Below are 24769 nucleotides of genomic sequence, written 5' to 3' on the forward strand. Positions count from 1 at the left end.
GCAGCCGGGCCACGCCAGGCGCCGATCGAGAGGCTCTCGCCAACGAAACCACTCTAGACCTGCTACCGGGGCATGCGAATGCAACTCACTGACAAAGTAATCATTATCACTGGCGGTTGCCAGGGTTTAGGCCGTTCCATGGCCGAGTATTTCGCCGGCAAGGGTGCGAAACTGGCGCTGGTCGATCTGAACCAGGAAAAGCTCGACGACGCCGTTGCGGCCTGCAAGGCCAAGGGTGTCGAGGCCCGTGCCTACCTGTGTAACGTCGCCAACGAAGAGCAAGTGACCCACATGGTCGCCCAGGTCGCCGAAGACTTCGGCGCGATCCATGGCCTGATCAATAACGCCGGGATCCTGCGTGACGGCCTGCTGCTCAAGGTCAAGGACGGTGAAATGACCAAGATGAGCCTGGCCCAATGGCAGTCGGTCATCGACGTCAACCTGACCGGCGTGTTCCTGTGCACCCGTGAAGTCGCGGCGAAAATGGTCGAGCTGAAGAACAGCGGCGCGATCATCAATATCTCGTCGATTTCCCGCGCCGGCAACGTCGGTCAGACCAACTACTCCGCCGCCAAGGCCGGCGTTGCGGCGGCGACCGTGACCTGGGCCAAGGAACTGGCGCGCTACGGCATTCGTGTGGCCGGCATTGCACCGGGTTTCATCGAAACCGAAATGACCCTGGGCATGAAACCTGAAGCACTGGAGAAAATGACCTCCGGGATTCCGCTCAAGCGCATGGGCAAACCGGAAGAGATCGCCCATTCGGCGGCGTACATCTTCGAAAATGACTATTACACCGGCCGGATTCTGGAAATGGATGGCGGGTTGCGCATTTAACGCCACCGCAAAACAACGGTAGGAGCGAGCCTGCTCGCGATGGTGGGTCAGACACCACTGTGTCGAATGACACACCATCGCGAGCAGGCTCGCTCCTACAAGGGATCGTGCTTCAGGTCATCAATCGTCGCTGACAGTGATGTTCGGCATCGCCGGGGTCGCGGCTTCCTGCAACACGATCCTCGCGCCGACATGACGGGCGAGCTCCTGGTAGACCAGCGCAATCGGGCTGTCCGGCTCGGCGATCACCGTTGGCTTTCCACCGTCGGCCTGTTCGCGGATGGCCATTGCCAGCGGCAGCGAGGCCAGTAGCTCAACCCCATACTGGTTGGCCAGCTTCACACCACCGCCCTCACCGAACAGATGCTCGGCATGTCCGCAGTTGGAGCAGATGTGCACGGCCATGTTTTCCACCACGCCGAGCACCGGAATGTTCACTTTGCGGAACATTTCCACGCCCTTGCGCGCGTCGAGCAAGGCCAGGTCTTGTGGCGTGGTGACGATCACCGCACCGGCCACAGGGACTTTCTGCGCCAGGGTCAGCTGGATGTCACCGGTGCCTGGCGGCATGTCGATGACCAGGTAATCCAGGTCGCCCCACGCGGTCTGTGTCACCAGTTGCAACAAGGCACCGGAGACCATCGGCCCGCGCCAGACCATCGGCGTGTTGTCATCGGTCAGGAACGCCATGGACATCACTTCGACGCCATGGGACTGGATCGGCACGAACCACTTCTGATCCTTGATCTGCGGCCGGGTGCCTTCAGCGATGCCGAACATGATGCCCTGGCTTGGGCCATAAATGTCCGCATCCAGAATGCCCACCTTGGCCCCTTCGCGAGCCAAGGCCAATGCCAGGTTGGCGGCGGTGGTGGATTTGCCCACGCCCCCCTTGCCGGAGGCCACGGCCACCACATTCTTGACGTTGGCCAGGCCCGGAATCTGAGCCTGAGCCTTGTGCGCGGCTATGACGCTGGTGATCTCGACACGCGCGGTCGTCACGCCGTCCAGGCCTTCGATAGCCATCTGCAACAGTTGCGCCCAGCCACTCTTGAACAGACCGGCGGCGTAGCCCAGCTCAAGCTGGACGTTGACGCGGTCGCCCGCAATATCGACGCTGCGCACGCATCCGGCGCTGACCGGGTCCTGGTTCAGATAAGGGTCGGTGTACTGGCGAAGGACGGCTTCCACCGCTGCGCGATTGACGGCGCTCATGGGCAACTCCGATAACGAGACTGGAAAATCAGGCGGGTATCCTACGCCGGACACAGATTTGTGGCGAGGCTGGAAAATTTCCTGCGGCGAGGGGCTTGCAAAACAACTCCCCTGAGCCATGGGGTGAAAAATATGCGCCGGCGCTTTATAGTGGCCGACCTCCGTTTCATCAAGTAGCCGAGCCCCATGTCCGAGCCACGCAAGATTCTCGTCACCAGCGCCCTGCCCTATGCCAATGGTTCGATTCACCTTGGCCATATGCTGGAGTACATCCAGACCGATATGTGGGTGCGCTTCCAGAAGCACCGCGGCAACCAATGCATTTATGTCTGCGCCGACGACGCCCACGGTTCGGCGATCATGCTGCGCGCGGAAAAGGAAGGCATCACCCCGGAACAACTGATCGCCAACGTCCAGGCTGAACACAGCGCCGACTTTGCCGACTTCCTGGTCAACTTCGATAATTTCCACTCCACTCACGCCGAAGAAAACCGTGAGTTGTCGAGCCAGATCTATCTGAAGCTGCGTGATGCCGGGCACATCGCCACTCGCTCGATCACCCAGTATTTCGACCCGGAAAAGAAAATGTTCCTGGCCGACCGCTTCATCAAGGGCACCTGCCCGAAATGCGGCACCGAAGACCAGTACGGCGATAACTGCGAAAAATGCGGCGCGACCTACGCACCGACCGACCTGAAAGATCCGAAGTCGGCAATTTCCGGCGCCACTCCTGTGCTCAAGGATTCCCAGCACTTCTTCTTCAAGCTGCCGGACTTCCAGGAAATGCTGCAAACCTGGACCCGCAGCGGGACCCTTCAAGACGCTGTCGCCAACAAGATCGCCGAATGGCTGGACGCGGGCCTGCAACAGTGGGACATCTCCCGCGATGCGCCGTACTTCGGTTTCGAGATCCCCGACGAGCCGGGCAAATACTTCTACGTCTGGCTGGACGCGCCGATCGGCTACATGGCGAGCTTCAAGAACCTGTGCAGCCGTACGCCGGAGCTGGACTTCGACGCGTTCTGGGGCAAGGACTCCACCGCCGAGCTGTACCACTTCATCGGCAAGGACATCGTCAACTTCCACGCCCTGTTCTGGCCCGCGATGCTTGAAGGTGCGGGCTACCGCAAGCCGACCGGCATCAATGTGCACGGCTACCTGACCGTCAACGGCCAGAAAATGTCCAAGTCCCGCGGCACCTTCATCAAGGCCCGGACCTACCTGGATCACCTGTCGCCGGAATACCTGCGTTACTACTACGCGGCCAAACTGAGCCGTGGCGTCGATGACCTGGACCTGAACCTCGAAGACTTCGTGCAAAAGGTCAACTCCGACCTGGTGGGCAAAGTCGTCAACATCGCCAGCCGTTGCGCCGGTTTCATCCACAAAGGCAACGCCGGCGTGATGGTCGACACCAACGCCGCGCCGGAACTGACCGAAGCGTTCCTGGCCGCCGCGCCAGGCATCGCCGACGCCTATGAAGCCCGCGACTTCGCCCGCGCCATGCGCGAAATCATGGGACTGGCCGACCGCGCCAACGCCTGGATCGCTGACAAGGCACCGTGGTCGCTGAACAAACAGGAAGGCAAGCAAGACGAGGTGCAGGCTATCTGCGCCACCGGCGTCAACCTGTTCCGCCAACTGGTGATCTTCCTCAAACCGGTGTTGCCACTGCTGGCCGCCGATGCCGAGGCGTTCCTCAACGTGGCCCCGTTGACCTGGAACGACCATGCGACCTTGCTCGCCAACCATCAGTTGAACGAGTTCAAGCCGCTGATGACCCGGATCGACCCGGTCAAAGTGCAAGCCATGACCGATGCATCGAAAGAAGACCTGACGGCCAGCCAGACCGACACCGGCGCAGCCGCCACGACCGGTAACGGCGAGTTGGCCAAGGATCCGCTGTCACCGGAAATCGAGTTCGACACCTTTGCGGCGGTCGACCTGCGCGTCGCCCTGATCGTCAAGGCAGAACACGTGGAAGGGGCCGACAAGCTGTTGCGCCTGACCCTAGACATCGGTGACGAGCAACGCAACGTGTTCTCCGGCATCAAGAGCGCTTACCCGGACCCGTCCAAGCTCGATGGACGGCTGACCATGATGATCGCCAACCTCAAGCCCCGCAAAATGAAGTTCGGCATCTCCGAAGGCATGGTGATGGCGGCCGGCCCTGGTGGCGAAGAAATCTACCTGCTCAGCCCTGACAGCGGCGCCAAGCCTGGTCAGCGGATCAAGTAAGGTTACTGCGGCAAACCGATCCCACAGTCGTGCCTGGCGCGACTGTGGGATTTTCATGTCTGGCCCACCCTCCGCCCTTGCCGGATAATGCCTAAGCTTTTTAGACCGCTCCCGTTAAAAAGCCCCGTTCTAGCCGGCACGATCATGACCGAAACGCTTCTTACGCTTATCAGTGCAGCCCTGATCAACAACCTCGTGTTGCACTGGCCGCTGGGTGTCGATCCGCTGCTGGGCAGCAAGCGCCAGCAGGTCCATGCACTTGGCCTCGCGACCACGTGCCTGATGTTGATTGTCGGCACCCTTGGTCATGCGCTTTACCACGGGCTGCTGGTGCCGTTGGACATGGCATCACTGCGGCTGTTTGTGTTTCTGCCATTGAGCGTGTTGTTGATCGCTCCGTTGCTGACGTTGCTGGAGCGGATATTCCCGACACTCTCCTTCGAGGGGCTCTGGTTGTTGCTGCTGGGCAACGCGGGCGTACTTGGCGTAGCGCTGCTCAACGCCGAGGATGACCAAGGGCTCTTTCACGCCATCGCCCTGAGCCTGGGTGCCGGGCTGGGTTTCTGGCTGGTGCTGAGCCTTTTTCAAGACCTGCGCCAACGCACACTCGATAACGATATTCCGCTGCCCTTCCGCGGCCTGCCGATCGACCTGATCAGCGCCGGACTGATCGCAGTGGCTTTTCTCGGATTCAGCGGACTGATCAAAACATGAGTCTGATTCAACGCATCGACGCCCTCTTGCCACAGACTCAATGCGGCAAGTGCGGCCATCCCGGATGCAAGCCCTACGCCGAAGGTATCGCCAGCGGCGAGCCCATCAACAAGTGCCCGCCGGGCGGCAGCGAAACCATCAATGCCCTGGCCGAACTGCTGCTCGTACCGGTGCTGGAACTGGACACCAGCCGTGGCTCGGCTCCGGCGCAGATCGCCTATATCCGCGAGGCCGAATGTATTGGTTGCACCAAATGCATCCAGGCCTGCCCGGTAGACGCCATCGTCGGCGCGGCCAAACTGATGCACACGGTCATCATCGACGAGTGCACCGGCTGCGACCTCTGCGTGGCCCCCTGCCCGGTCGACTGCATTGAAATGCATCCGTTGCCGATCTCCACAGTGCTGCCGATTGTCGGCGGCCTGGCATTCAGCCTTGAAGAGCAACGCGCCCGGACGGCCAAACGCAATCGGGCGCGGCGCCGTTTCGAGCAACGCAACGCCCGCTTGCAACGTGAAGAAGAACTGAAGGCGGCCGAACGACAGGCCCGGGCGCAACGCGCCGCCCAACCCAGCGCAGCGACGCTTGACCCGGTGCAGGCCGCCCTTGAACGCGTCCGCGCGCAAAAAGCCGCCACTGCCGATGCAGCACTGAAGAAAGCCAAGATCGATCTGGCGATGAGTCGGGCGCAATTGAACAAATCGCTCAAGGCCTTCGGCCATCCGCCGACCTTCGAGCAGCAATCGCAGTTGGTGGTCCTGCAGCAGCAGTTCGAAGCGGCCGAGCAGGCCTTGGCGCTGCTGGAAAGCACGGCTGCGCCCGCGCCCGCCGTTGCGCCAGTAAAAGATGCCGATCTGAAACGGGCCAAGATCCAGTTGGCCATGCGCCGCGCCGAACTCAAGAAGGCTCAGACCCATCATGCGCCCGCTGAACAGATCGAAACCCTGGAGCGCGCGCTCAGCGAAGCCGAACAAGCCTTGCATGCCGCCGAAGCGCTCAGCGGACAACCCTTGCCAGATCTGACGCGCGTGGAAAAGCGTCCGATCGACAGCCAGCTTCGGCAACTGAAGACCGAACTGGCCTATGCCCGCGCTGACGTCAGCAAACTCGAACGTCGCGCCGACACCCCCGCCGAACAGATGGAAAAGGCCCGCGCTCGCCTGCAGGAAGCCGAGCGTCAGGTGGATGCCCATGTCACCCCTTGACGCGGTCGACGAGCGCCTTCAGCAGGCCATGCAGCGGGTACTCCTGGCTACGTTGCCGGGCATGCTCACGTTGTTCTGGCTGTACGGCTGGGGGGTCTTGATCAACCTGGTTCTGGCGGCGGTGAGCGCTTTGGCCGCTGAAGCGGCGGTGTTGAAGTTGCGCAAGCGGTCACTCCAGCCGACCCTGAGCGACGGCAGTGCACTGGTCAGCGCGACATTGCTGGCCCTGGCCCTGCCGCCTTACTGCCCTTGGTGGTTGACGGTCAGTGCCGCCGCGTCTGCCATGCTGTTGGGCAAGCACTTGTATGGGGGCGTGGGCAAAAATCCGTTCAATCCGGCGATGCTTGGCTTTGCCCTGGTGCTGGTGACGTTTCCGCAACAAATGACGCACTGGCCATCCTCCCACGGCATGGACCTGATGGGCGGACTCCAGCAAGTTTTCGGTTTTGGTCAGTTGCCGGATGCCTGGGTCCAGGCCACGGCGCTGGATGGCTTAAGGATCAACAAAAGCCTGACCATGGATGAACTGTTCGCCACTCATCCTGCCTTTGGCCAATTCGGTGGTCGAGGTGTGGAATGGGTGAATCTGGCGTTTCTGGCGGGCGGCGCATTTCTGCTGCAACAGCGCCTGTTCAGTTGGCACGCGCCAGTCGGCATGCTCGCCAGCCTGTTCCTTATCAGCTTGTTGTGCTGGAACGGTTCGGGCTCCGACTCCCATGGTTCACCGCTGTTTCATCTGCTCAGCGGCGCCAGCATGCTGGGGGCATTTTTCATCGTGACGGAACCGGTGTCCGGTGCGAAAAGCCCCGGCGCACGACTGCTGTTCGGCGCGGGGGTCGGACTGTTGACCTATCTGATTCGCACCTGGGGTGGCTATCCCGACGGCGTGGCGTTCGCCGTCCTGTTAATGAACCTGTGTGTACCGGCGCTGGAGCGGTTTGTCGCGTCCAGGCAGGAACGGATTTCGCCATGAGCCGAGCATCGAGCGTTGCGATCCTTGTGGTCATGGCAGGTCTTGGCATTGGCTCGACGTACTTCGTGCAACACACCAGCGCCTCCCGCATTGCCGCCCAACAGCACCTGATCGACAGTCGCAACCTGCTTGACCTGTTGCCGCCGGACAGCTACGACAATCAGCCACTGGAACAGCCGCTCGCACTCGACGTCACAGCCTTGACCAACAGCACTCTGCTGGGTGGTTACCTGGCAAGCAAGTCCGGCCAGCCCTATGCCGTGTTGCTGCGCAGTCAGACCCTGGGTTATGCCGGCGCCATCGACTTGCTGATCGCCGTCGATGCCAATGGCCGGTTGGTGGGGGTCAAAACCCTGAAGCAATCCGAAACTCCGGGGCTTGGCGCACGGATCGCCGATTGGCCGAATGCCTGGCTTCAGATGTTTTCCGGCAAGTCTCGAACCGATCCTGGCGACAATGGCTGGGCGCTGAAAAAGGATCAGGGGCAATTCGATCAGATCGCGGGCGCGACCATCACGTCAAGAGCGGTGATCAACGCCACCCATGACGCTCTGCGCTATTGCGATGAGCACCGGCAAGCACTGTTCGGGAGTCCTTCCCATGAATAAATCCTTCCTTGTGCAAAACTCGCTGATGCTTGCACCGTTGATCGGCGCTACCGGCTCGCTGATGACCGCTGTGGGCATCACGCTGACGTTCATCATGGTGACCAGCGTTTTCGCCCTGTGCATGAATGCATTGCGGCCTCGACTGCTCCCGGCGACGCACTTGCTGGCAAACGTGCTGCTCGCCGCCACATTGACCAGTTGCGCGGAACTCGGCGCCCAACTCTGGTCGCTGCAATGGCATCAGGACTTGGGCATTTATGCCGGGCTGGTTGCCTTGCAATGCGTGGTGTTGGACTGCACTGGATTTTTCCAGAGAACCTGGCCGGCTCGCCTGCGGTTGTATGGCTTGTTCGGCGCATTGATGGTGGGCCTGGGGCTGCTCCGGGAACTCATTGGCCGCGGGACCTTCGGCAGCCACCTGTCATGGCTGACGAATGCCTCGCCAGCGCATTGGGAAGGCTGGATCTTAACCACCGACGGTGGCTTGCGCCTGACCACGCTGGCCCCTGGCGGATTCATTCTGCTGGGATTGCTGATTGCCCTCTGGCAAATCTGGCACCGCCCCACACCTTAAATTGAACGTCTTCGAGGAAACTCACTGCCCATGAATGCCGCAAAACGTCTGGAAATTTTCCGCAGGCTGCATGAAGACAACCCGGAACCGAAGACCGAACTGGCCTATTCCTCACCGTTTGAATTACTGATCGCTGTGATTCTCTCGGCGCAATCGACCGATGTCGGCGTCAACAAGGCCACGGCGAAACTGTTCCCGGTCGCCAATACGCCGGCGGCGATATATGCCCTGGGCGTCGACGGACTGTCGGAATACATCAAGACCATCGGCCTGTACAACAGCAAAGCAAAGAACGTGATCGAAACATGTCGCCTGCTGGTGGAGCGCCATGCTGGCGAAGTGCCGCAGACCCGAGAGGAACTAGAAGCGCTGCCCGGTGTTGGCCGCAAGACCGCCAACGTGGTGCTCAACACAGCATTCCGCCAACTGACCATGGCTGTGGACACCCATATTTTCCGAGTCAGCAACCGCACCGGCATTGCGCCGGGCAAGAATGTGGTCGAGGTCGAGAAAAAACTGATGAAATTCGTGCCCAAGCAATACCTGCTCGATTCCCATCACTGGCTGATCCTTCACGGGCGCTATGTTTGCCTGGCTCGCAAGCCCCGCTGCGGCAGTTGTCGCATCGAAGACCTGTGCGAATACAAGCACAAGACCTCCGACGATTGAGGCACTATTGGATTTATTGATATATCGATTGAAAAAATCTTTTTTACCCGCCGGGAGATTGTCGATATAAGGAGCCCCAAAGGCAGTCTTAGCCTGGAGTAACTAAATGAGCACTGGCAAAGAGCAATTGGACGTAGAAGACGACTTTACCCCCATTGAGGCCGATGACGCTGAACCTGTGGTTGAAGTGGCGAAAACCAACCTGAGCAAACGCCGTACCATCGACAATCTGCTGGAGGAGCGCCGACTGCAAAAGCAATTGGCCGATTACGACTTTGACTTATGACACCTAAAAGCCTCCCGAAACGGAGGCTTTTTACTTTGGCTGCCCGGTAAATGCCGCCCATCGCTGCGCGTCAAATGCTGATGCAATCACACCAGCCCGTTGCGCTGGGCCAATTCAATCAGGTCCACCAGAGAGCGCGCATTGAGTTTCAACAGCAGGCGAGTCTTGTAAGTACTAACGGTTTTGTTGCTAAGGAACATCCCATCGGCAATCTCCTTGTTAGTCTTGCCCTTGGCCAACTGTTGCAAGACCATCATTTCCCGCCCTGACAGACGATCCACCATATCGGCTTCACTGGCGTTACCCAAACTAGCGCGTACGGTATGCAAGGCCTGATTGGGAAAGTAGCTGTAACCGGACAAAACGGCCTTTATTGCACTGAGCAACTCAGTGAGGTCCTGCTGCTTGCAGACATACCCGGCGGCCCCGGACTGCATGCAACGCATGGAAAAATGACCAGGCGCCTGGGACGTCAATATCAACACTTTCATTGGCATCGCAGTGGATGACAGGCGGGCAATGACTTCCAACCCGTCCAGTTTCGGTATTCCAATATCCAGAATGACAATGTCCGGCATATGTTCACGCGCAAGTTGCAATGCATCCACGCCATTATCTGTTTCTGCAATGACTTCGTAGCCATGACGTTCCATCAGCATACGTACCGCAAGACGAATGACGGGGTGATCATCCACGATCAGCACTTTATTCATGGGCAGTCCAATTTCGCTGTTCGAATTTTTAGAGCCCGCACAATAGCCTAGTCGTTTCACCCATGGCATGCCGCCCCCCCCAGCCACCTACACCGAGAGACATTCCCTACAAATATCGCGGATTAGTCTTACAAAAAAACCGTCTCAGCAAGGCATCGAAAACGAAACCCACGGGAAGACAATTCAATTCTCAACGGTTTTTCGTATCAATTTACGACAAAAAAGTTGAGCAAAAAATCGGAGCCATCGCAGTCTGGCTGATACAGCCCAGTCAACCACGGCCAAAAAGTAACCGATATTTTCCGCACTTATATTCATACCAGAAATATCACACACCACGTATCCACTTACTCTTACAGCGAAGAAAACCTGACAAACAATCATTACAAAGACACAATTTAAAACCCACTTCTAGCCAAGCCAAATTAAATCAACACAACGCTCACACACATTAAAATGGATATACTTCCTATACAAATCCAAATCATTAACAACACCAAACTAAAATATCTTTATTAACCCACCGAGAAAAGACAAATTAAATATGAGTGAAAGACATGACAAAACTCAAAAAAAGAATCACCAACCCCATGACCGTTATCGCGATATTCGCAACACTTTCTGAAACATCCGCAGCGATTTCTCTACCCTTTCTGGACAATAAGGAAAGAGAAATCTACATATGGTTCCTGATCAGCTTCCCCTTTTATTTACTGCTTCTATTCTTCGTCACACTCAACTTTAATTATCGCTCGCTGTATGCGCCTTCGGATTTTGACAAGGGAAAGCACTTCATAAAAGTGCTGGACAAGCCCAAGCATCCGGAAAACAGCCACTCAACGACGTCAAGTGAACATACTGAACGGCATAAGCCAGTGGATGCCGGGCGATCCGCTTCGCCCCCCTGCGCCGCTCAGGCCTCGCTCGTAGACCCAGGCTTGCAGGATCTGCCCTCGGTTGAACATCACATCCGAATGACCGCGCTGCTCAAGGAGTTATGCATCATTGACGCACGCTGCCTGAGCAAAAAAATCGAGTTCAGCGCTTTATTGGAGAATATCGAGAGGCCACGGGACAGGCAGGCACACGTGATTTTGTTTCTCACCTGCGCAGAATCGGAGGCCATACTGAAAAACTGTGCAATCAAACATTCCAAGCTGACGCGCAAGCGCCATAGCGCCATAGCGCCACATGTTGCGCTGCTTACAATTTGAACACACATGAGGTGACGGTCATTGACCATAGCGGCCAATCGATATCAGAGACGTGCGGGAAATATCAGAGGGAGACAGATTGTAGATAAAGAGGGTGACAAGAAAATCGCGATGTCGAAGGACCAGATAAACACTATTTCGGGCTTGTGGCCTCGTCGATGACGAGGCCACAAATTCCTTACCCGCTCAAAGGTCTCAGAAAAGCTTCCGGCCCTTGTTCGCAGCAATGCGCATGCGCAATGCGTTGAGCTTGATGAAACCTGCCGCGTCGGCCTGGTTGTAGGCGCCGCCATCTTCCTCGAAGGTCGCGATGTTGGCGTCGAACAACGACTCGTCGGACTTGCGACCGGTCACGATCACATTGCCCTTGTACAGCTTCAGGCGCACAACGCCATTCACGTGAGCCTGGGAAGCGTCGATCATCTGCTGCAGCATCAGACGCTCTGGGCTCCACCAGTAGCCGGTGTAGATCAGGCTGGCGTACTTCGGCATCAACTCGTCCTTGAGGTGAGCCACTTCGCGGTCCAGGGTGATCGATTCGATCGCACGGTGGGCGCGCAGCATGATGGTGCCGCCAGGTGTCTCGTAGCAGCCACGGGACTTCATGCCCACGTAACGGTTCTCGACGATGTCCAGACGGCCGATGCCGTGTTCGCCACCGATACGGTTCAACGTCGCCAGCACGGTAGCCGGGGTCATTTCGACGCCGTCCAGTGCGACGATGTCGCCGTTGCGGTAGGTCAATTCCAGATACTGCGGCTTGTCAGGCGCCTTCTCCGGGGAGACGGTCCAACGCCACATGTCTTCTTCGTGCTCGGTCCAGGTGTCTTCCAGCACGCCGCCTTCATAGGAGATGTGCAGCAGGTTGGCATCCATCGAGTACGGGGATTTCTTCTTGCCGTGACGCTCGATCGGGATTGCATGCTTCTCGGCGTAGTCCATCAGCTTCTCGCGGGACAGCAGGTCCCACTCGCGCCAAGGGGCAATCACTTTCACACCTGGTTTCAAGGCATAGGCGCCCAGTTCGAAACGAACCTGGTCGTTACCCTTGCCGGTGGCGCCGTGGGAAATGGCGTCTGCGCCGGTTTCGTTGGCGATTTCGATCAGGCGTTTGGCGATCAACGGACGAGCGATGGAAGTACCCAGCAGGTACTCGCCTTCGTAAACGGTGTTGGCGCGGAACATCGGGAAAACGAAATCGCGCACGAACTCTTCGCGTAAGTCGTCGATGTAGATCTCTTTCACGCCCATGGCCTGAGCCTTGGCGCGTGCCGGTTCGACCTCTTCGCCCTGACCCAGGTCAGCGGTGAAGGTCACCACTTCACAGTTATAAGTATCCTGCAGCCACTTGAGGATCACCGAAGTGTCCAGGCCGCCGGAATACGCCAGAACGACCTTGTTTACGTCCGCCATGCCATCACTCCACGGGGTTCTACGGAAAGCCGGGAAGTCTACCGCTCATGCAGGATAATTTACAGAGGCGCGACAGCTTATGACGACGAAGCGACAGATTATGTCGAGAGCGCGACGATGACCGGCGAGTCAGGAGGTCGCCGATGTGGATGGCTTCGTGGCTTGCGGGGCCACCTGCTCTGGCGGAGCTCCGCGTTCCAGGCGAACGGCGACCCGACGGTTCTTGGCCCGGTTGGCATTGTTTGTATTGGGTGCCAGTGGGTAACGCTCACCGTGGAAGCGCATGGTGACCTGCGATTCCTGAATGCCATTGGCCTTGAAGAATTCCATGACCGCCAGGGCCCGGCGCCGTGACAGGTCACGGTTGGTCAGGCGGTTGCCGCTGTTGTCGGAATGACCGTCGAGCTCGATGTGATTGACCGTCGGATCGGCCTTCATGTACTCCAGCATCACCTGCAGCTTGGCTTTCGCCGCCGCATCCAGGTCGATACCGCCACCAGGGAAACCGACTTCGGATTGTTTCACCTGCTCGAAGTTCTGCGGCAACAACTTCGCCACGCAACCCTGATAGTCGGCAAACGCCTTGCTGAACTTGACCGGAAGCAACCGCACTTCCGACACACGCCCATCCCCCGAAGAATGCCGGATCACAGGGCTGCGTCCGTCCATCAGGCCACTGATCAATCGCCCCGCCTGCACCTGCGAACTGTTGAACAGCACATTGCCGCTGCCGATTCTCACCGAACCCAGGTTGATATCGCCCCGCCCCGGTTGCCACGGCGCCGCCGCCGCCAGCAAGGTGGCCGACCCGCCACCCATCATGGCGTTGTAGGCATTCAGACGAAACGTCGCCTGCTCGCCAGCACGGCGCACGAATTGTCCCGAGCCAAAATCAGTGATCGGCTGGGTCAGTCTGCATTCGAACTTGTCACCTTCGACCGTCCACTCGATGCTCTCCAGTCGGGTCTGGAAAGTGAGCGCCATCGCAGGAAGGCTGGCAAACACACTGAGCAAGGCTAAATAACGCTGGCGCACGGGAGGCTCCACTGGCTTCTACAACAAAAAGACCGACACACATATGTTTACGGCATACCTGTTGGATATCGGAAGCTTCCCGTAAAACTTGATAGCGAGTGCCTGCAAGAGTCTTTTCCGGTAGCATTCCCCTCAGTTTGACCCGCCTGGAATCCCCTCATGTCCGACCGCCTGACCCTGCTGCGTCCCGACGACTGGCACATTCATCTTCGCGATGGTGCCGTGTTGACCAATACCGTTGCGGATGTTGCGCGCACCTTTGGTCGCGCCATCATCATGCCCAACCTGGTTCCGCCGGTCCGTAATGCGGCTGAGGCCGACGGCTATCGCCAGCGGATTCTCGCTGCTCGCCCGGCCGGCAGCCATTTCGAACCGCTGATGGTCCTGTACCTGACCGACCGCACCCAGCCTGAAGAAATTCGCGAGGCCAAGGCCTGCGGTTTCGTCCACGCCGCCAAGTTGTACCCGGCCGGCGCGACCACCAACTCGGACTCTGGCGTCACCAGCATCGACAAGATCTTTCCCGCACTGGAGGCCATGGCCGAAGTCGGAATGCCCTTGCTGATCCACGGCGAAGTCACCCGTGGCGATGTCGATGTATTCGACCGCGAAAAGATCTTCATCGATGAGCACATGCGCCGTGTGGTCGAGCGTTTCCCGACCCTGAAAGTGGTGTTCGAACACATCACGACCACCGACGCCGTGCAGTTCGTCAACTCGGCTTCGGCCAACGTGGGCGCGACCATCACAGCGCATCACCTGCTATACAACCGCAACCACATGCTGGTGGGCGGGATTCGTCCGCACTTCTACTGCCTGCCGATCCTCAAGCGCAATACGCACCAGGAAGCCCTGCTCGACGCCGCCACCAGCGGCAGCGAGAAGTTCTTCCTCGGCACAGACTCGGCGCCCCACGCCCAGCATGCCAAAGAAGCCGCTTGTGGCTGCGCTGGCTGCTACACCGCCTATGCCGCGATCGAGTTGTATGCCGAAGCCTTCGAACAGCGCAATGCGCTGGACAAGCTGGAAGCCTTCGCCAGCCTCAACGGCCCGCGTTTCTATGGCCTGCCGGCGAACACCGATCGCATCACCCTGGTCCGCGAAGAATGGACCGCCCCCACCAGCCTGCCGTTTGGCGAGCTGACCGTTATCCCGCTGCGCGCCGGTGAAAAACTGCGCTGGCGCCTGCTGGAGGAACACGCGTGAGTGAAGAGCATTTCGACGACGAACAGGAAGGTCATGGCGGCGGAGGCGGTCCCCGTCATCCAATGGCTGCCAGGTTTCGTGGTTACCTGCCCGTTGTCGTCGACGTAGAAACCGGTGGTTTCAACTCGGCCACCGACGCCCTGCTGGAAATTGCCGCGACCACCATCGCCATGGATGAAAAGGGGTTTGTGTACCCGGATCACACCTACTTCTTCCGTGTCGAGCCGTTCGAAGGCGCGAACATCGAAGCCGCCGCCCTGGAATTCACCGGGATCAAGCTCGATCACCCGTTGCGCATGGCCGTGAGTGAAGAAACAGCCCTGAACGACATCTTCCGTGGCGTACGCAAGGCCCTCAAGGCCAATGGATGCAAACGGGCGATCCTGGTCGGGCACAACAGCAGCTTCGACTTGGGTTTCCTCAACGCTGCGGTTGCGCGCCTGGACATGAAGCGCAATCCGTTTCACCCGTTCTCCAGTTTCGATACCGCGACCCTGGCCGGTCTGGCTTACGGCCAAACCGTGCTGGCCAAGGCCTGTCAGGCAGCCGATATCGACTTCGATGGTCGCGAGGCTCACTCGGCTCGCTACGACACCGAGAAGACGGCCGAGCTGTTCTGCGGCATCGTCAACCGCTGGAAACAGATGGGCGGCTGGGAAGATTTCGACGATTGACCTGTAGGAGCGAACCTGCTCGCGATAGTGGTCAACGATAACGCGGGGGATCTGGCTCTTTGCGGTATCCAGCGTTCATCGCTAGCAGGCTCGCTCCTACAGAAAGCATAAAAAAACACCCATAAAAAAACCGGCCTCGAAGGCCGGTTTTTTTGTACCTGGAACGTGCCTTACAGCGCAGCAGCGTGCTCAGTCAGGTAAGCCGCAACGCCTTCTGGCGAAGCGTTCATGCCTTTGTCGCCTTTTTTCCAGTTGGCAGGGCAAACTTCGCCGTGCTCTTCGTGGAATTGCAGAGCGTCGACCAGACGGATCAGCTCTTCCATGTTACGGCCCAGTGGCAGGTCGTTGACGATCTGCGAGCGAACAACGCCTTTGTCGTCGATCAGGAACGCGCCACGGAAAGCAACGCCGTCAGCGGACTGAACGTCGTAGGCCTTCATGATTTCCTGCTTGATGTCGGCAGCCATGGTGTAACCCACCTGGCCAATACCGCCGTTGTTCACCGGGGTGTTGCGCCATGCGTTGTGGGTGAAGTGCGAGTCGATCGACACAGCAACCACTTCCACGTTGCGCGCCTTGAAGTCAGCCAGGCGGTGGTCCAGAGCGATCAGCTCGGACGGGCAAACGAAGGTGAAGTCCAGCGGGTAGAAGAACACCAGGCCGTATTTGCCTTTGATGGCCGAAGACAGGGTGAAGCTGTCAACGATTTCGCCATTGCCGAGTACGGCCGGTACGGTGAAGTCAGGGGCTTGTTTGCCTACGAGTACGCTCATTGGATATCTCCTGGTGTAGAAACGTAAAAACAAGGTTGGTGCCAGCCTGCCACCCTCAGGCGACAGCCCTGTGACACAAACCCGTTTCGGAAAGACCGGCCATCATACACTGCGTGTTTGACCTGTCCTCAACGGTTTTTCCCTCGATGCCTGAAAACGCCAGGCCGGATTTCGTTTCACCCGTGGTGGAAGCAACCGTTCGTCAGTACCGGGAAAAGCGTTCATAAAGCACTTTGACAATCATTCTCGTTAACATTAAGATCCACGGCATTCGAGCATAAACAAGCGACGGTCTTCACTTATGTATGTTTGCCTCTGCACTGGCGTCACCGACGGCCAAATCCGCGATGCGATCTATGAAGGATGCTGCAGCTACAAGGAAGTCCGCCAGGCTACCGGCGTTGCCGGTCAATGCGGCAAATGTGCCTGCCTCGCCAAGGAAGTGGTACGCGAGACCCTGACGAAACTGCAAACGGCCCAGGCAGCGATTCCTTTTCCAGCAGAATTTACAGCAGCATAAATACCGTATTTCAAAAAACCGGACGCCTGTCCGGTTTTTTTATGCCCGCAAATCAATCGCTTATGTTCCAGACGCGGAACACAAACATTCTTATTCCTATTAATTTTCATATAAGTTTCAATAACTTAGGTTTGACACTATTAAGTGTGCAGCTCAAACTCCGACTTATTGATAGCTAATAAAGGGCAGGACCCCATCATGAAAGGCGACGTAACAGTCATCCAGCATCTCAACAAAATCCTTGGCAATGAGCTGGTCGCGATCAATCAGTACTTTCTGCATGCACGCATGTATGAGGATTGGGGCCTGAACAAACTCGGCAAGCACGAGTACGACGAATCCATTGACGAGATGAAGCACGCGGACAAGCTGATCAAGCGCATCCTGTTCCTGGAGGGCCTGCCGAACGTTCAGGACCTGGGCAAGCTGCACATCGGCGAACACACCAAGGAAATGCTTGAGTGCGATCTGCGCATCGAACGCACCGGTCATGCCGACCTCAAGGTGGCCATTGCTCATTGCGAAACAGTGGGTGACTTCGGCAGCCGTGAACTGCTTGAAGATATCCTTGAGTCGGAAGAAGAACATATCGACTGGCTGGAAACTCAACTTGGCCTGATCGACAAGATTGGTATCGAGAACTACCTGCAATCGCAGATGGGCGACGACGAGTAAGTTCTACGCAATTGATCTCGATGCAATAAAAAGCCCCGCTCTCTTTCAAGGAGGCGGGGCTTTTTTTGTACTTGCTCTTGCAGGAGCTGAGCTTGCTCGCGATGGTCGTTAACGATAACGCGGGGAACCTGGTTCCCCACAGCGCTCTTTAGCCCATCGCGAGCGGGCTCGCTCCTACAGGAAGCGAATCAGGCTTCGGTCTTCTGAGCAGCAGCCTTGGCAGCAGCGTCCTTGATCAGCGCCTGCAGCGAACCATCAGCGGACATCTCGGTCATGATGTCGCTACCGCCAACCAGCTCACCCGCCACCCACAGTTGCGGGAAGGTTGGCCAGTTGGCGTATTTTGGCAGGTTGGCGCGGATTTCCGGGTTTTGCAGGATGTCCACGTACGCAAACTTTTCACCGCACGCCATCACGGCCTGCGCGGCTTTCGCGGAGAAGCCACACTGCGGGGCATTCGGCGAGCCTTTCATGTAAAGCAGAATGGTGTTGTTGGCAATCTGCTCTTTAATCGTTTCGATGATATCCATGGAGCACCTCGGCTGAACTTTCCGACTCATGGGTCGGCACGGTGGCGCATTGTAACGGAAAGCCGAGCACCCTGCTCGGTCTCTCCGTCAGATACGATCAGGCCGCCGCCACGGTCACCGGAACACCGTTCAACGCCGCATTGCCCGACAATTCATCGAGTTGACACTCATCCGTCAGGTCGTTGGCGCTGGAGCCTGGCTGGCCGCTGGCAATGGTCATTTGCACACCGGGTCGCGCATGGCCCCAACCGTGCGGAAGGCTGACCACACCTTTCATCATATCCAGGCTGCTGAGCACTTCAACTTCGATCGTGCCGACCCGGGAGCTGACCCGCACACGCTGCCCGTCGTTCAAGCCGCGACTGGCCAGGTCATCCGGGTGCATCAACAACTGATGACGCGGCTTGCCCTTCACCAGACGGTGATAGTTGTGCATCCACGAATTGTTGCTGCGCACATGCCGACGACCAATCATCAACAATTCATCGGCGGCCGGTGCCTGCAGTGCCGCAAAGCGCGCCAGGTCGGCGAGGATCACTGCGGGAGCGGCCTGTACACTCTGGTTGGCGGTTTTCAGACGTGGCGCCAGATTGGGTTTCAGCGCCCCAAGATCGACCCCATGGGGATGATCGAACAGCGTTGCCAAAGACAGTTTGTGTTCCGAGGCATCGCCATACGACCCCATGCGCAAACCGCGATCGATCATCTGCGCCGGCGCCATGGTCGGTTTCAACTCCTTGCCGGTTTTCGCGGCGAAGGCCTTGGCCAGCCCGACGAAAATCTCCCAGTCATGCAGCGCGCCTTCGGGCTTGGCCAGGATTGCGCGATTGAAACGACTGACGTTACGCACCGCAAACATATTGAACGTGGTGTCGTAGTGGTCATTTTCCAGCGCCGAGGTGGATGGCAGGATCAGGTCGGCATATCGAGTGGTTTCATTGATGTACAAATCGACGCTGACCATGAACTCCAGCCCGTCCAGCGCCTGTTCCAGTTGTCGGCCATTGGGCGTGGACAATACCGGATTGCCCGCCACGGTGATCAGCGCACGGACCTGCCCTTCTCCCTCGGTCAGCATCTCCTCGGCCAGCGCCGACACGGGCAACTCGCCAGCATATTCTGGGCGCCCCGACACACGGCTCTGCCACAGATTGAAGTGTCCACCCGATGTGGAGGCCACCAGGTCCACCGCCGGCTCAGTGCACATCGCGCCCCCGACGCGATCGAGGTTACCGGTGACCAGATTGATCAACTGCACAACCCAGTGGCACAGCGTGCCGAACGCTTGGGTCGAGACGCCCATGCGGCCGTAGCAAACCGCGCTTGGCGCTGCGGCGAAGTCCCGCGCCAACTGGCGGATCTGCTCGGCCGGCACCGCGCATAACGGGCTCATGGCCTCGGCGGTGAAAGCGGCGACAGCCTCGCGCACATCCTCCAGCCCCTCCACGGGCAGATGACTGTCGCGGGTCAAGCCCTCGGCAAACAAGGTATTGAGCAAGCCGAACAGCAAGGCTGCGTCGCCACCTGGGCGCACGAACAGATGCTGGTCGGCGATCGCCGCCGTTTCGCTGCGGCGCGGGTCGACCACCACCACTTTGCCGCCCCGGGCCTGGATCGCCTTCAGGCGTTTTTCCACATCCGGTACGGTCATGATGCTGCCGTTGGACGCCAGCGGATTACCGCCGAGGATCAGCATGAAGTCGGTGTGATCGATGTCCGGGATCGGCAGCAACAGACCGTGGCCATACATCAAATGACTGGTCAGGTGATGGGGCAATTGATCGACCGACGTCGCGGAAAACCGGTTGCGGGTTTTCAACAGACCGAGGAAATAATTGCTGTGGGTCATCAGCCCATAGTTGTGCACGCTGGGGTTGCCTTGATAGACCGCCACCGCGTTTTGCCCATGACGCTCCTGAATCGCCGCCAGGCGTTCGGCCACAAGGTTGAAAGCGTCCTGCCACTCGATGGGCTGCCATTCGCTGCCCACGCGTAACATGGGTTGATGCAGGCGGTCCGGGTCGTTCTGAAGGTCCTGCAGGGCGACAGCCTTGGGGCAGATATGCCCACGGCTGAACGTATCCAGCGGATCGCCCTTGATCGAGGTGATCTGCACACGGCCTTCGAACTCGGTGGTTTCGATGGTCAGGCCGCAGATGGCTTCACACAGGTGGCACGCACGGTGATGGAGAGTCTTGGTCATGGCCAGTCTCTGTCTTGTTCTGGGCGGGCAATGTCGGCCGCGGGAACAAAACTATGGCGCCTGCCCCGCCAGCGCGCCAGCGACGTTCGTCTTGTGAATTGGTGGCCATCAGGCCAGCCGATGGCGGCTGCCGATCAGCTCGATGGCAGCCCGGGCGGCACCTGCGACTGAAGCTGCTGCAGGGTTTCGATCGGTTCGTGGGCGGCCTGCACTCCGGTCAGTTCGCCGATCAGGCGCCAATGCTCGTCCAGCCCGGCGCTGATGGTAACCATGCGGTCGATCATGCGTCGCGCGGCTTCCCGGGTCACTTTGTCGTCACTTCGCAAGAGTTCGAAGGACATCGAGGTCATCGAGGCGGTCAGGTGAGTCAGGGAGCGGGCCGTCAGGCCGAGCAATTCCATCAACTGCTGTTCTTTCGATTCCATGCCAAGGCTTCCTGCATCACTCGTGATTTATTTATACCCCAGCACCTTGCGTTAGCAAATGTTTCAGATTGGCAGCGCTGTGCACGAAGCCTGCAAACAACAGGTCAGAAAACCGACCACAAAACACCGCCAACGCCTCGCTCGATTGCCAAGCTGAGCGGGGCCGGTGTACAAAGACCCGGCTACTGTCAGGAAACAGGCTTCAAAAGCGCTACTGCGGTGAACCCGTAGCCCCTCTGAAATCCCCTAAAAACCGTAGCCCTATTGGTAAGACGCGACATTTAATTATAAGATCGCGCCTTCCCTTATTTCGTCGCCCCGTGCGGCTTACGCCGCAGGTCTCGCCCGTTGTTCCGTTAAACAAGGCTTTGAGCATCTGCGGTTTGTAGCAAAAAGGTAGTCAATGATGAGCGCAAGGCACTTTCTCTCCCTGATGGATTGCACGCCCGAAGAGCTGGTCAGCGTGATCCGTCGAGGCGTTGAGCTCAAGGACCTGCGTAACCGCGGCGTACTGTTCGAGCCCCTGAAAAATCGCGTGCTCGGGATGATTTTCGAAAAATCCTCGACCCGCACCCGCATTTCCTTCGAAGCCGGCATGATCCAGCTCGGTGGCCAGGCGATCTTCCTGTCGCCACGCGACACCCAACTGGGCCGTGGCGAGCCGATCAGTGATGCTGCCATCGTCATGTCGAGCATGCTCGATGCGGTGATGATCCGCACGTTTTCCCACAGCACCCTGACCCAATTCGCCGCCAATTCGCGCGTGCCGCTGATCAACGGGCTGTCCGACGATTTGCACCCGTGCCAGTTGCTGGCCGACATGCAGACCTTCCTCGAACACCGCGGCGCCATCCAGGGCAAGACCGTGGCCTGGATCGGTGACGGCAACAACATGTGCAACAGCTATATAGAAGCGGCGATCCAGTTCGACTTCCAGTTGCGCGTCGCCTGCCCAGAAGGCTATGAGCCGAACCCGGAGTTTCTGGCCCAGGCCGGCGATCGGGTAACCATCGTGCGTGATCCGAAAGATGCCGTACGCGGCGCGCATCTGGTCAGCACCGATGTCTGGACCTCCATGGGCCAGGAAGAGGAAACCGCCAAGCGTCTAGAGCTGTTCGCGCCATACCAGGTCAATCGTGCCCTGCTTGACCTGGCTGCCCCCGACGTTCTGTTCATGCACTGCCTGCCCGCGCACCGGGGCGAAGAAATCAGTGTGGATCTGCTCGACGACCCGCGCTCGGTCGCGTGGGACCAGGCTGAAAACCGTCTCCACGCGCAAAAGGCCCTGCTCGAATTTCTCGTTCCGCCTTCGTACCACCACGCATGAGTCAGCCACTCCTGCTTAACCTGCGCAACCTCGCCTGCGGCTATCAAGACCAGCGGGTCGTGCAGAACCTCAACCTGCATTTGAATGCGGGCGACATCGGTTGCCTGCTCGGCTCTTCAGGCTGCGGCAAGACCACCACCCTGCGTGCGATTGCCGGTTTCGAACCGGTGCATGAAGGTGACATCCAGCTGGCGGGCGAAACGATTTCCAGTGCAGGCTTCACCCTTGCACCGGAGAAGCGCCGCATCGGCATGGTGTTTCAGGACTACGCGCTGTTTCCCCATTTGAGCGTGGCCGACAACATTGCCTTCGGGATCCGCAAGCACCCGCAAAAGGATCGCGTCACCGAAGAGCTGCTGGAACTGGTCAACCTGAAAAACCTCGGCAAGCGCTTTCCCCATGAGCTTTCCGGCGGCCAACAGCAACGTGTCGCCCTGGCCCGCGCCCTGGCGCCGGAGCCGCAGCTGCTACTGCTCGACGAACCGTTTTCCAATCTCGATGGTGAATTGCGCCGCAAGCTCAGCCATGAGGTTCGTGACATCCTCAAGGCCCGCGGCACCAGTGCGATTCTGGTGACCCACGATCAGGAAGAAGCATTCGCCGTCAGTGATCACGTTGGCGTGTTCAAGGAAGGTCGGCTGGAGCAGTGGGATACGCCCTACAACCTCTATCACGAACCGCTGACACCCTTTGTGGCCAGCTTCATCGGCCAGGGTTACTTCATTCGTGGCCAACTGAGCAGTCCTGAGTCGGTGCAGACCGAATTGGGCGTGTTGCGCGGCAACCGTGCCTACACTTTGCCAGTCGGTGGTGCAGTGGATGTGTTGTTGCGTCCGGACGATATCGTCTATGCACCGGACAGCGCGCTGAAGGCGCGGATCGTTGGCAAGACGTTCCTTGGCGCATCGACCTTGTATCGCCTGCAACTGGCGACCGGCGCGCAACTGGAGTCAATCTTCCCCAGCCATGTCGATCATCAGGCGGGTGTGGAGGTGGGCATTCGTGTTGCGGCGGAACACCTGGTGCTGTTCCAGGCTTCCGGCAGCACGGCGGCACAGATTCCGGTCGTCGAATCTGGTGTCCGGCGGTACAGCGCTACTCACTGAGAAACACAATCCCTGTGGGAGCGAGCAAGCTCGTTCCCACAAAGGAATCGGTTTAACCCAGCCTCAACGTTCCGCTCGCCACCAGCGTCGCATTCCCACCGATCTTCACCCGCTCCCCCTCCAATCGGCAGAACAACTCTCCGCCCCGCGCCGAACATTGATAAGCCGTCAGGTTCGACTTGCCCAACCGCGCCGACCAGTACGGAATCAGGCAGCAATGGGTCGACCCGGTCACGGGATCTTCATTGATGCCAATGGCCGGAGCGAAATAGCGCGACACGAAATCGTGCTGAGTGCCCCGGGCGGTCACGATCGCCCCCAGCCAGGGCAGCTTCGCCAAGGCAACCATGTCAGGCTTGCAGTCGAGCACCGCCTGCTCGGACCCCAGCACCACGAACAGCTCATTCGAACCCAGCACATCGATGGCTTCCACGCCCAGGGCGTGCTCGACTTCCAGGCTCACACCTATTTCCGAAGGAACGATCGCCGGAAAGTCCAGCCACAGACGCCCACCGTCGCGGCTCACACTCAGCGGACCGGATTGACAGGTGAAGTCCAGACGCTCGACCGGCTCTTTATAGATTTCAAACAATACATAAGCGCTGGCCAGCGTTGCATGACCGCACAATGGAACCTCGGTGGTCGGAGTGAACCAGCGGATGTGCCAACCCTGCCCTTCACGTACCACGAAAGCCGTTTCAGCGAGATTGTGCTCCGCGGCGATTTTCTGCATCAATTCATCGGCGAGCCAGGCATCGAGCCGGTAAACCATTGCCGGGTTGCCGCCAAATGGCCGATCACTGAACGCATCGACCTGGTGAAACTCAAGCTGCATAACCGTCTCCTTGTGTTTTGCCCTTGAGCATGCAGCGGTCGAAAACGCTGCACCAGTGACAGTGCAGGCTAATTTTCGCCATACAGCGGCTCAGGCACGCCCGATGTCAGCGAACGTCGCCTGGGTGTGTTCGGCGAGCACGGCAGGGGCCAATTCAACTTCCAGACCGCGTCGACCTGCGCTGACAAAAATGCTCGTAAAAGGCTGAGCCGAATTATCGATAAACGTGCGCAAGCGCTTCTTCTGCCCCAACGGGCTGATCCCACCCAACAGATAACCGGTTGAACGCTGCGCCGCCGCCGGGTCGGACATTTCGACCTTTTTCACCCCGGCCGCGTGAGCCAGGGCCTTCAAGTCCAAGGTGCCCGCAACCGGCACTACCGCGACCAGCAACTCTCCTTTCTCACTGGCTGCCAGCAAGGTTTTGAACACCTGCGCAGGGTCGAGCCCGAGCTTCTCCGCCGCCTCCAACCCATAGGAAGCGGCCTTCGGGTCATGCTCATAGCTGTGCACTCGGTGTTCGGCCCGAACTTTTTTCAACAAATCCAATGCGGGGGTCATGACAGCTCCAGACTTGGCGGCAGTAGAAAATATTGGGCGGGATTCTAGGACATTGGTTAACAAAAGGCTCTATGGCGCGCCCTTCCGTCCATTCAATCAATAGGTCATTCATGCGACGAATAGTTGCATTCTGACTGATGGTTCACTTTCGACCTTTGACAGCAGTGTTTCTTGTCTATATTTTTTCGTTTTTGAAACTGCACAAAATGTCCTACCGCAGCACCTAGCCACAAACCGGGC

Annotated in this window: 25 protein-coding genes and 1 pseudogene; 16 read left to right on the plus strand and 10 right to left on the minus strand. The window is 58.5% G+C overall.

Features of this window, described 5'->3' with window-relative positions:
- Positions 1-78: 78 nt before the first annotated feature.
- Positions 79-837 (plus strand): SDR family oxidoreductase, encoded by a 759-nt coding sequence (locus tag BLV61_RS10595; protein ID WP_047532663.1) that lies wholly within the window; start codon positions 79-81, stop codon positions 835-837.
- 120 nt (positions 838-957) lie between these two features.
- Here the strand turns inward: BLV61_RS10595 and apbC are convergent, their stop codons facing one another.
- Positions 958-2052, minus strand: a complete 1095-nt coding sequence (gene apbC, locus BLV61_RS10600; protein WP_047532665.1) for an iron-sulfur cluster carrier protein ApbC — start codon at positions 2050-2052, stop codon at positions 958-960.
- A gap of 186 nt (positions 2053-2238) precedes the next feature.
- Between apbC and metG the strand changes: the two genes are divergently transcribed.
- From metG to BLV61_RS10640, 8 genes are all read left to right on the plus strand, one after another.
- Positions 2239-4290: a methionine--tRNA ligase gene (gene metG / locus BLV61_RS10605; protein ID WP_090464767.1), complete on the plus strand. Its 2052-nt coding sequence runs from the start codon at positions 2239-2241 to the stop codon at positions 4288-4290.
- Between the two features lie 144 nt (positions 4291-4434).
- Positions 4435-5004: an Rnf-Nqr domain containing protein gene (locus BLV61_RS10610; RefSeq protein WP_047532669.1), complete on the plus strand. Its 570-nt coding sequence runs from the start codon at positions 4435-4437 to the stop codon at positions 5002-5004.
- The gene (rsxB, locus tag BLV61_RS10615) at positions 5001-6209 is read left to right on the plus strand and encodes an electron transport complex subunit RsxB (protein WP_090464772.1); all 1209 of its coding nucleotides are present in this window, start codon (positions 5001-5003) and stop codon (positions 6207-6209) included. Before BLV61_RS10610 ends, rsxB begins: the two co-directional genes overlap by 4 nt.
- Positions 6196-7182 (plus strand): RnfABCDGE type electron transport complex subunit D, encoded by a 987-nt coding sequence (locus BLV61_RS10620; protein ID WP_047532673.1) that lies wholly within the window; start codon positions 6196-6198, stop codon positions 7180-7182. The genes rsxB and BLV61_RS10620 overlap by 14 nt, the downstream gene beginning before the upstream one ends.
- Complete coding sequence (locus tag BLV61_RS10625; RefSeq protein WP_090464775.1) at positions 7179-7790, plus strand: RnfABCDGE type electron transport complex subunit G; 612 nt, start codon at positions 7179-7181, stop codon at positions 7788-7790. Before BLV61_RS10620 ends, BLV61_RS10625 begins: the two co-directional genes overlap by 4 nt.
- Positions 7783-8364: an Rnf-Nqr domain containing protein gene (locus tag BLV61_RS10630; protein ID WP_090464777.1), complete on the plus strand. Its 582-nt coding sequence runs from the start codon at positions 7783-7785 to the stop codon at positions 8362-8364. Before BLV61_RS10625 ends, BLV61_RS10630 begins: the two co-directional genes overlap by 8 nt.
- 30 nt (positions 8365-8394) lie before the next feature.
- Positions 8395-9033 (plus strand): endonuclease III, encoded by a 639-nt coding sequence (nth, locus tag BLV61_RS10635; RefSeq protein ID WP_047532679.1) that lies wholly within the window; start codon positions 8395-8397, stop codon positions 9031-9033.
- Positions 9034-9139: 106 nt separating this feature from the next.
- Positions 9140-9319: a PA3496 family putative envelope integrity protein gene (locus BLV61_RS10640; RefSeq protein ID WP_047532681.1), complete on the plus strand. Its 180-nt coding sequence runs from the start codon at positions 9140-9142 to the stop codon at positions 9317-9319.
- 86 nt (positions 9320-9405) lie between these two features.
- On the opposite strand, the gene BLV61_RS10645 is transcribed toward BLV61_RS10640, so the two are convergent.
- Positions 9406-10032: a response regulator transcription factor gene (locus BLV61_RS10645; RefSeq protein ID WP_047532683.1), complete on the minus strand. Its 627-nt coding sequence runs from the start codon at positions 10030-10032 to the stop codon at positions 9406-9408.
- A 557-nt stretch (positions 10033-10589) separates the two neighbouring features.
- On the opposite strand from BLV61_RS10645, the pseudogene BLV61_RS10650 reads away from it, so the two are divergent.
- Positions 10590-11335, plus strand: a pseudogene (locus BLV61_RS10650) (hypothetical protein).
- A gap of 106 nt (positions 11336-11441) precedes the next feature.
- Here the strand turns inward: BLV61_RS10650 and BLV61_RS10655 are convergent.
- The gene (locus tag BLV61_RS10655) at positions 11442-12659 is read right to left on the minus strand and encodes an argininosuccinate synthase (RefSeq protein WP_020799894.1); all 1218 of its coding nucleotides are present in this window, start codon (positions 12657-12659) and stop codon (positions 11442-11444) included.
- A 129-nt stretch (positions 12660-12788) separates the two neighbouring features.
- Entirely contained in the window at positions 12789-13694 is a 906-nt protein-coding gene (locus BLV61_RS10660) for a flagellar protein MotY (RefSeq protein WP_047532686.1), read from the minus strand.
- Between the two features lie 159 nt (positions 13695-13853).
- Between BLV61_RS10660 and pyrC the strand changes: the two genes are divergently transcribed.
- On the plus strand, positions 13854-14900 hold the full coding sequence (gene pyrC, locus BLV61_RS10665; RefSeq protein WP_047532687.1) for a dihydroorotase: 1047 nt from the start codon (positions 13854-13856) through the stop codon (positions 14898-14900).
- Positions 14897-15574: a ribonuclease T gene (rnt, locus tag BLV61_RS10670; protein WP_047532689.1), complete on the plus strand. Its 678-nt coding sequence runs from the start codon at positions 14897-14899 to the stop codon at positions 15572-15574. The genes pyrC and rnt overlap by 4 nt, the downstream gene beginning before the upstream one ends.
- Positions 15575-15744: 170 nt before the next feature.
- Here the strand turns inward: rnt and BLV61_RS10675 are convergent, their stop codons facing one another.
- Positions 15745-16347 (minus strand): peroxiredoxin, encoded by a 603-nt coding sequence (locus BLV61_RS10675; RefSeq protein ID WP_047532691.1) that lies wholly within the window; start codon positions 16345-16347, stop codon positions 15745-15747.
- A 301-nt stretch (positions 16348-16648) separates the two neighbouring features.
- Between BLV61_RS10675 and BLV61_RS10680 the strand changes: the two genes are divergently transcribed.
- Both BLV61_RS10680 and bfr read left to right on the plus strand, forming a co-directional pair.
- Complete coding sequence (locus BLV61_RS10680) at positions 16649-16867, plus strand: bacterioferritin-associated ferredoxin (protein ID WP_081997943.1); 219 nt, start codon at positions 16649-16651, stop codon at positions 16865-16867.
- A gap of 198 nt (positions 16868-17065) precedes the next feature.
- Positions 17066-17542 (plus strand): bacterioferritin, encoded by a 477-nt coding sequence (bfr, locus tag BLV61_RS10685; RefSeq protein WP_047532694.1) that lies wholly within the window; start codon positions 17066-17068, stop codon positions 17540-17542.
- A gap of 188 nt (positions 17543-17730) precedes the next feature.
- Here the strand turns inward: bfr and grxD are convergent, their stop codons facing one another.
- From grxD to BLV61_RS10700, 3 genes are all read right to left on the minus strand, one after another.
- Complete coding sequence (gene grxD / locus BLV61_RS10690) at positions 17731-18072, minus strand: Grx4 family monothiol glutaredoxin (protein ID WP_047532696.1); 342 nt, start codon at positions 18070-18072, stop codon at positions 17731-17733.
- A 97-nt stretch (positions 18073-18169) separates the two neighbouring features.
- The gene (locus tag BLV61_RS10695; RefSeq protein ID WP_090464780.1) at positions 18170-20275 is read right to left on the minus strand and encodes a molybdopterin oxidoreductase family protein; all 2106 of its coding nucleotides are present in this window, start codon (positions 20273-20275) and stop codon (positions 18170-18172) included.
- A gap of 134 nt (positions 20276-20409) precedes the next feature.
- Positions 20410-20700, minus strand: a complete 291-nt coding sequence (locus BLV61_RS10700; RefSeq protein WP_047532700.1) for a type 1 glutamine amidotransferase family protein — start codon at positions 20698-20700, stop codon at positions 20410-20412.
- Positions 20701-21106: 406 nt separating this feature from the next.
- Between BLV61_RS10700 and argF the strand changes: the two genes are divergently transcribed.
- Together argF and BLV61_RS10710 are read left to right on the plus strand one after the other, a co-directional pair.
- Positions 21107-22027: an ornithine carbamoyltransferase gene (argF, locus tag BLV61_RS10705; RefSeq protein WP_047532701.1), complete on the plus strand. Its 921-nt coding sequence runs from the start codon at positions 21107-21109 to the stop codon at positions 22025-22027.
- Positions 22024-23133 carry an ABC transporter ATP-binding protein gene (locus BLV61_RS10710; protein WP_090464783.1) on the plus strand — a complete coding sequence of 370 codons (1110 nt, stop codon included), beginning with the start codon at positions 22024-22026 and terminating at the stop codon, positions 23131-23133. The genes argF and BLV61_RS10710 overlap by 4 nt, the downstream gene beginning before the upstream one ends.
- Before the next feature lie 52 nt (positions 23134-23185).
- Here BLV61_RS10710 and BLV61_RS10715 read toward each other — a convergent pair whose 3' ends face one another.
- The gene (locus tag BLV61_RS10715) at positions 23186-23968 is read right to left on the minus strand and encodes a PhzF family phenazine biosynthesis protein (RefSeq protein ID WP_090464786.1); all 783 of its coding nucleotides are present in this window, start codon (positions 23966-23968) and stop codon (positions 23186-23188) included.
- Between the two features lie 90 nt (positions 23969-24058).
- Positions 24059-24529: a Cys-tRNA(Pro) deacylase gene (ybaK, locus tag BLV61_RS10720; RefSeq protein WP_090464789.1), complete on the minus strand. Its 471-nt coding sequence runs from the start codon at positions 24527-24529 to the stop codon at positions 24059-24061.
- Positions 24530-24769 lie beyond the last annotated feature (240 nt).

It is taken from the genome of Pseudomonas mohnii, from assembly GCF_900105115.1.
Lineage (GTDB): Bacteria > Pseudomonadota > Gammaproteobacteria > Pseudomonadales > Pseudomonadaceae > Aquipseudomonas > Aquipseudomonas mohnii.

What these genes read in the sequence shown, in the direction of transcription:
- BLV61_RS10595 (WP_047532663.1), top strand. Translation starts at nt 79, where the DNA reads ATGCAACTCACTGACAAAGTAATCATTATCACTGGCGGTTGCCAGGGT.
- apbC (WP_047532665.1), bottom strand. Translation starts at nt 2,052, where the DNA reads ATGAGCGCCGTCAATCGCGCAGCGGTGGAAGCCGTCCTTCGCCAGTAC.
- metG (WP_090464767.1), top strand. Translation starts at nt 2,239, where the DNA reads ATGTCCGAGCCACGCAAGATTCTCGTCACCAGCGCCCTGCCCTATGCC.
- BLV61_RS10610 (WP_047532669.1), top strand. Translation starts at nt 4,435, where the DNA reads ATGACCGAAACGCTTCTTACGCTTATCAGTGCAGCCCTGATCAACAAC.
- rsxB (WP_090464772.1), top strand. Translation starts at nt 5,001, where the DNA reads ATGAGTCTGATTCAACGCATCGACGCCCTCTTGCCACAGACTCAATGC.
- BLV61_RS10620 (WP_047532673.1), top strand. Translation starts at nt 6,196, where the DNA reads ATGTCACCCCTTGACGCGGTCGACGAGCGCCTTCAGCAGGCCATGCAG.
- BLV61_RS10625 (WP_090464775.1), top strand. Translation starts at nt 7,179, where the DNA reads ATGAGCCGAGCATCGAGCGTTGCGATCCTTGTGGTCATGGCAGGTCTT.
- BLV61_RS10630 (WP_090464777.1), top strand. Translation starts at nt 7,783, where the DNA reads ATGAATAAATCCTTCCTTGTGCAAAACTCGCTGATGCTTGCACCGTTG.
- nth (WP_047532679.1), top strand. Translation starts at nt 8,395, where the DNA reads ATGAATGCCGCAAAACGTCTGGAAATTTTCCGCAGGCTGCATGAAGAC.
- BLV61_RS10640 (WP_047532681.1), top strand. Translation starts at nt 9,140, where the DNA reads ATGAGCACTGGCAAAGAGCAATTGGACGTAGAAGACGACTTTACCCCC.
- BLV61_RS10645 (WP_047532683.1), bottom strand. Translation starts at nt 10,032, where the DNA reads ATGAATAAAGTGCTGATCGTGGATGATCACCCCGTCATTCGTCTTGCG.
- BLV61_RS10655 (WP_020799894.1), bottom strand. Translation starts at nt 12,659, where the DNA reads ATGGCGGACGTAAACAAGGTCGTTCTGGCGTATTCCGGCGGCCTGGAC.
- pyrC (WP_047532687.1), top strand. Translation starts at nt 13,854, where the DNA reads ATGTCCGACCGCCTGACCCTGCTGCGTCCCGACGACTGGCACATTCAT.
- BLV61_RS10675 (WP_047532691.1), bottom strand. Translation starts at nt 16,347, where the DNA reads ATGAGCGTACTCGTAGGCAAACAAGCCCCTGACTTCACCGTACCGGCC.
- BLV61_RS10680 (WP_081997943.1), top strand. Translation starts at nt 16,649, where the DNA reads ATGTATGTTTGCCTCTGCACTGGCGTCACCGACGGCCAAATCCGCGAT.
- bfr (WP_047532694.1), top strand. Translation starts at nt 17,066, where the DNA reads ATGAAAGGCGACGTAACAGTCATCCAGCATCTCAACAAAATCCTTGGC.
- grxD (WP_047532696.1), bottom strand. Translation starts at nt 18,072, where the DNA reads ATGGATATCATCGAAACGATTAAAGAGCAGATTGCCAACAACACCATT.
- BLV61_RS10695 (WP_090464780.1), bottom strand. Translation starts at nt 20,275, where the DNA reads ATGACCAAGACTCTCCATCACCGTGCGTGCCACCTGTGTGAAGCCATC.
- BLV61_RS10700 (WP_047532700.1), bottom strand. Translation starts at nt 20,700, where the DNA reads ATGGAATCGAAAGAACAGCAGTTGATGGAATTGCTCGGCCTGACGGCC.
- argF (WP_047532701.1), top strand. Translation starts at nt 21,107, where the DNA reads ATGAGCGCAAGGCACTTTCTCTCCCTGATGGATTGCACGCCCGAAGAG.
- BLV61_RS10710 (WP_090464783.1), top strand. Translation starts at nt 22,024, where the DNA reads ATGAGTCAGCCACTCCTGCTTAACCTGCGCAACCTCGCCTGCGGCTAT.
- BLV61_RS10715 (WP_090464786.1), bottom strand. Translation starts at nt 23,968, where the DNA reads ATGCAGCTTGAGTTTCACCAGGTCGATGCGTTCAGTGATCGGCCATTT.
- ybaK (WP_090464789.1), bottom strand. Translation starts at nt 24,529, where the DNA reads ATGACCCCCGCATTGGATTTGTTGAAAAAAGTTCGGGCCGAACACCGA.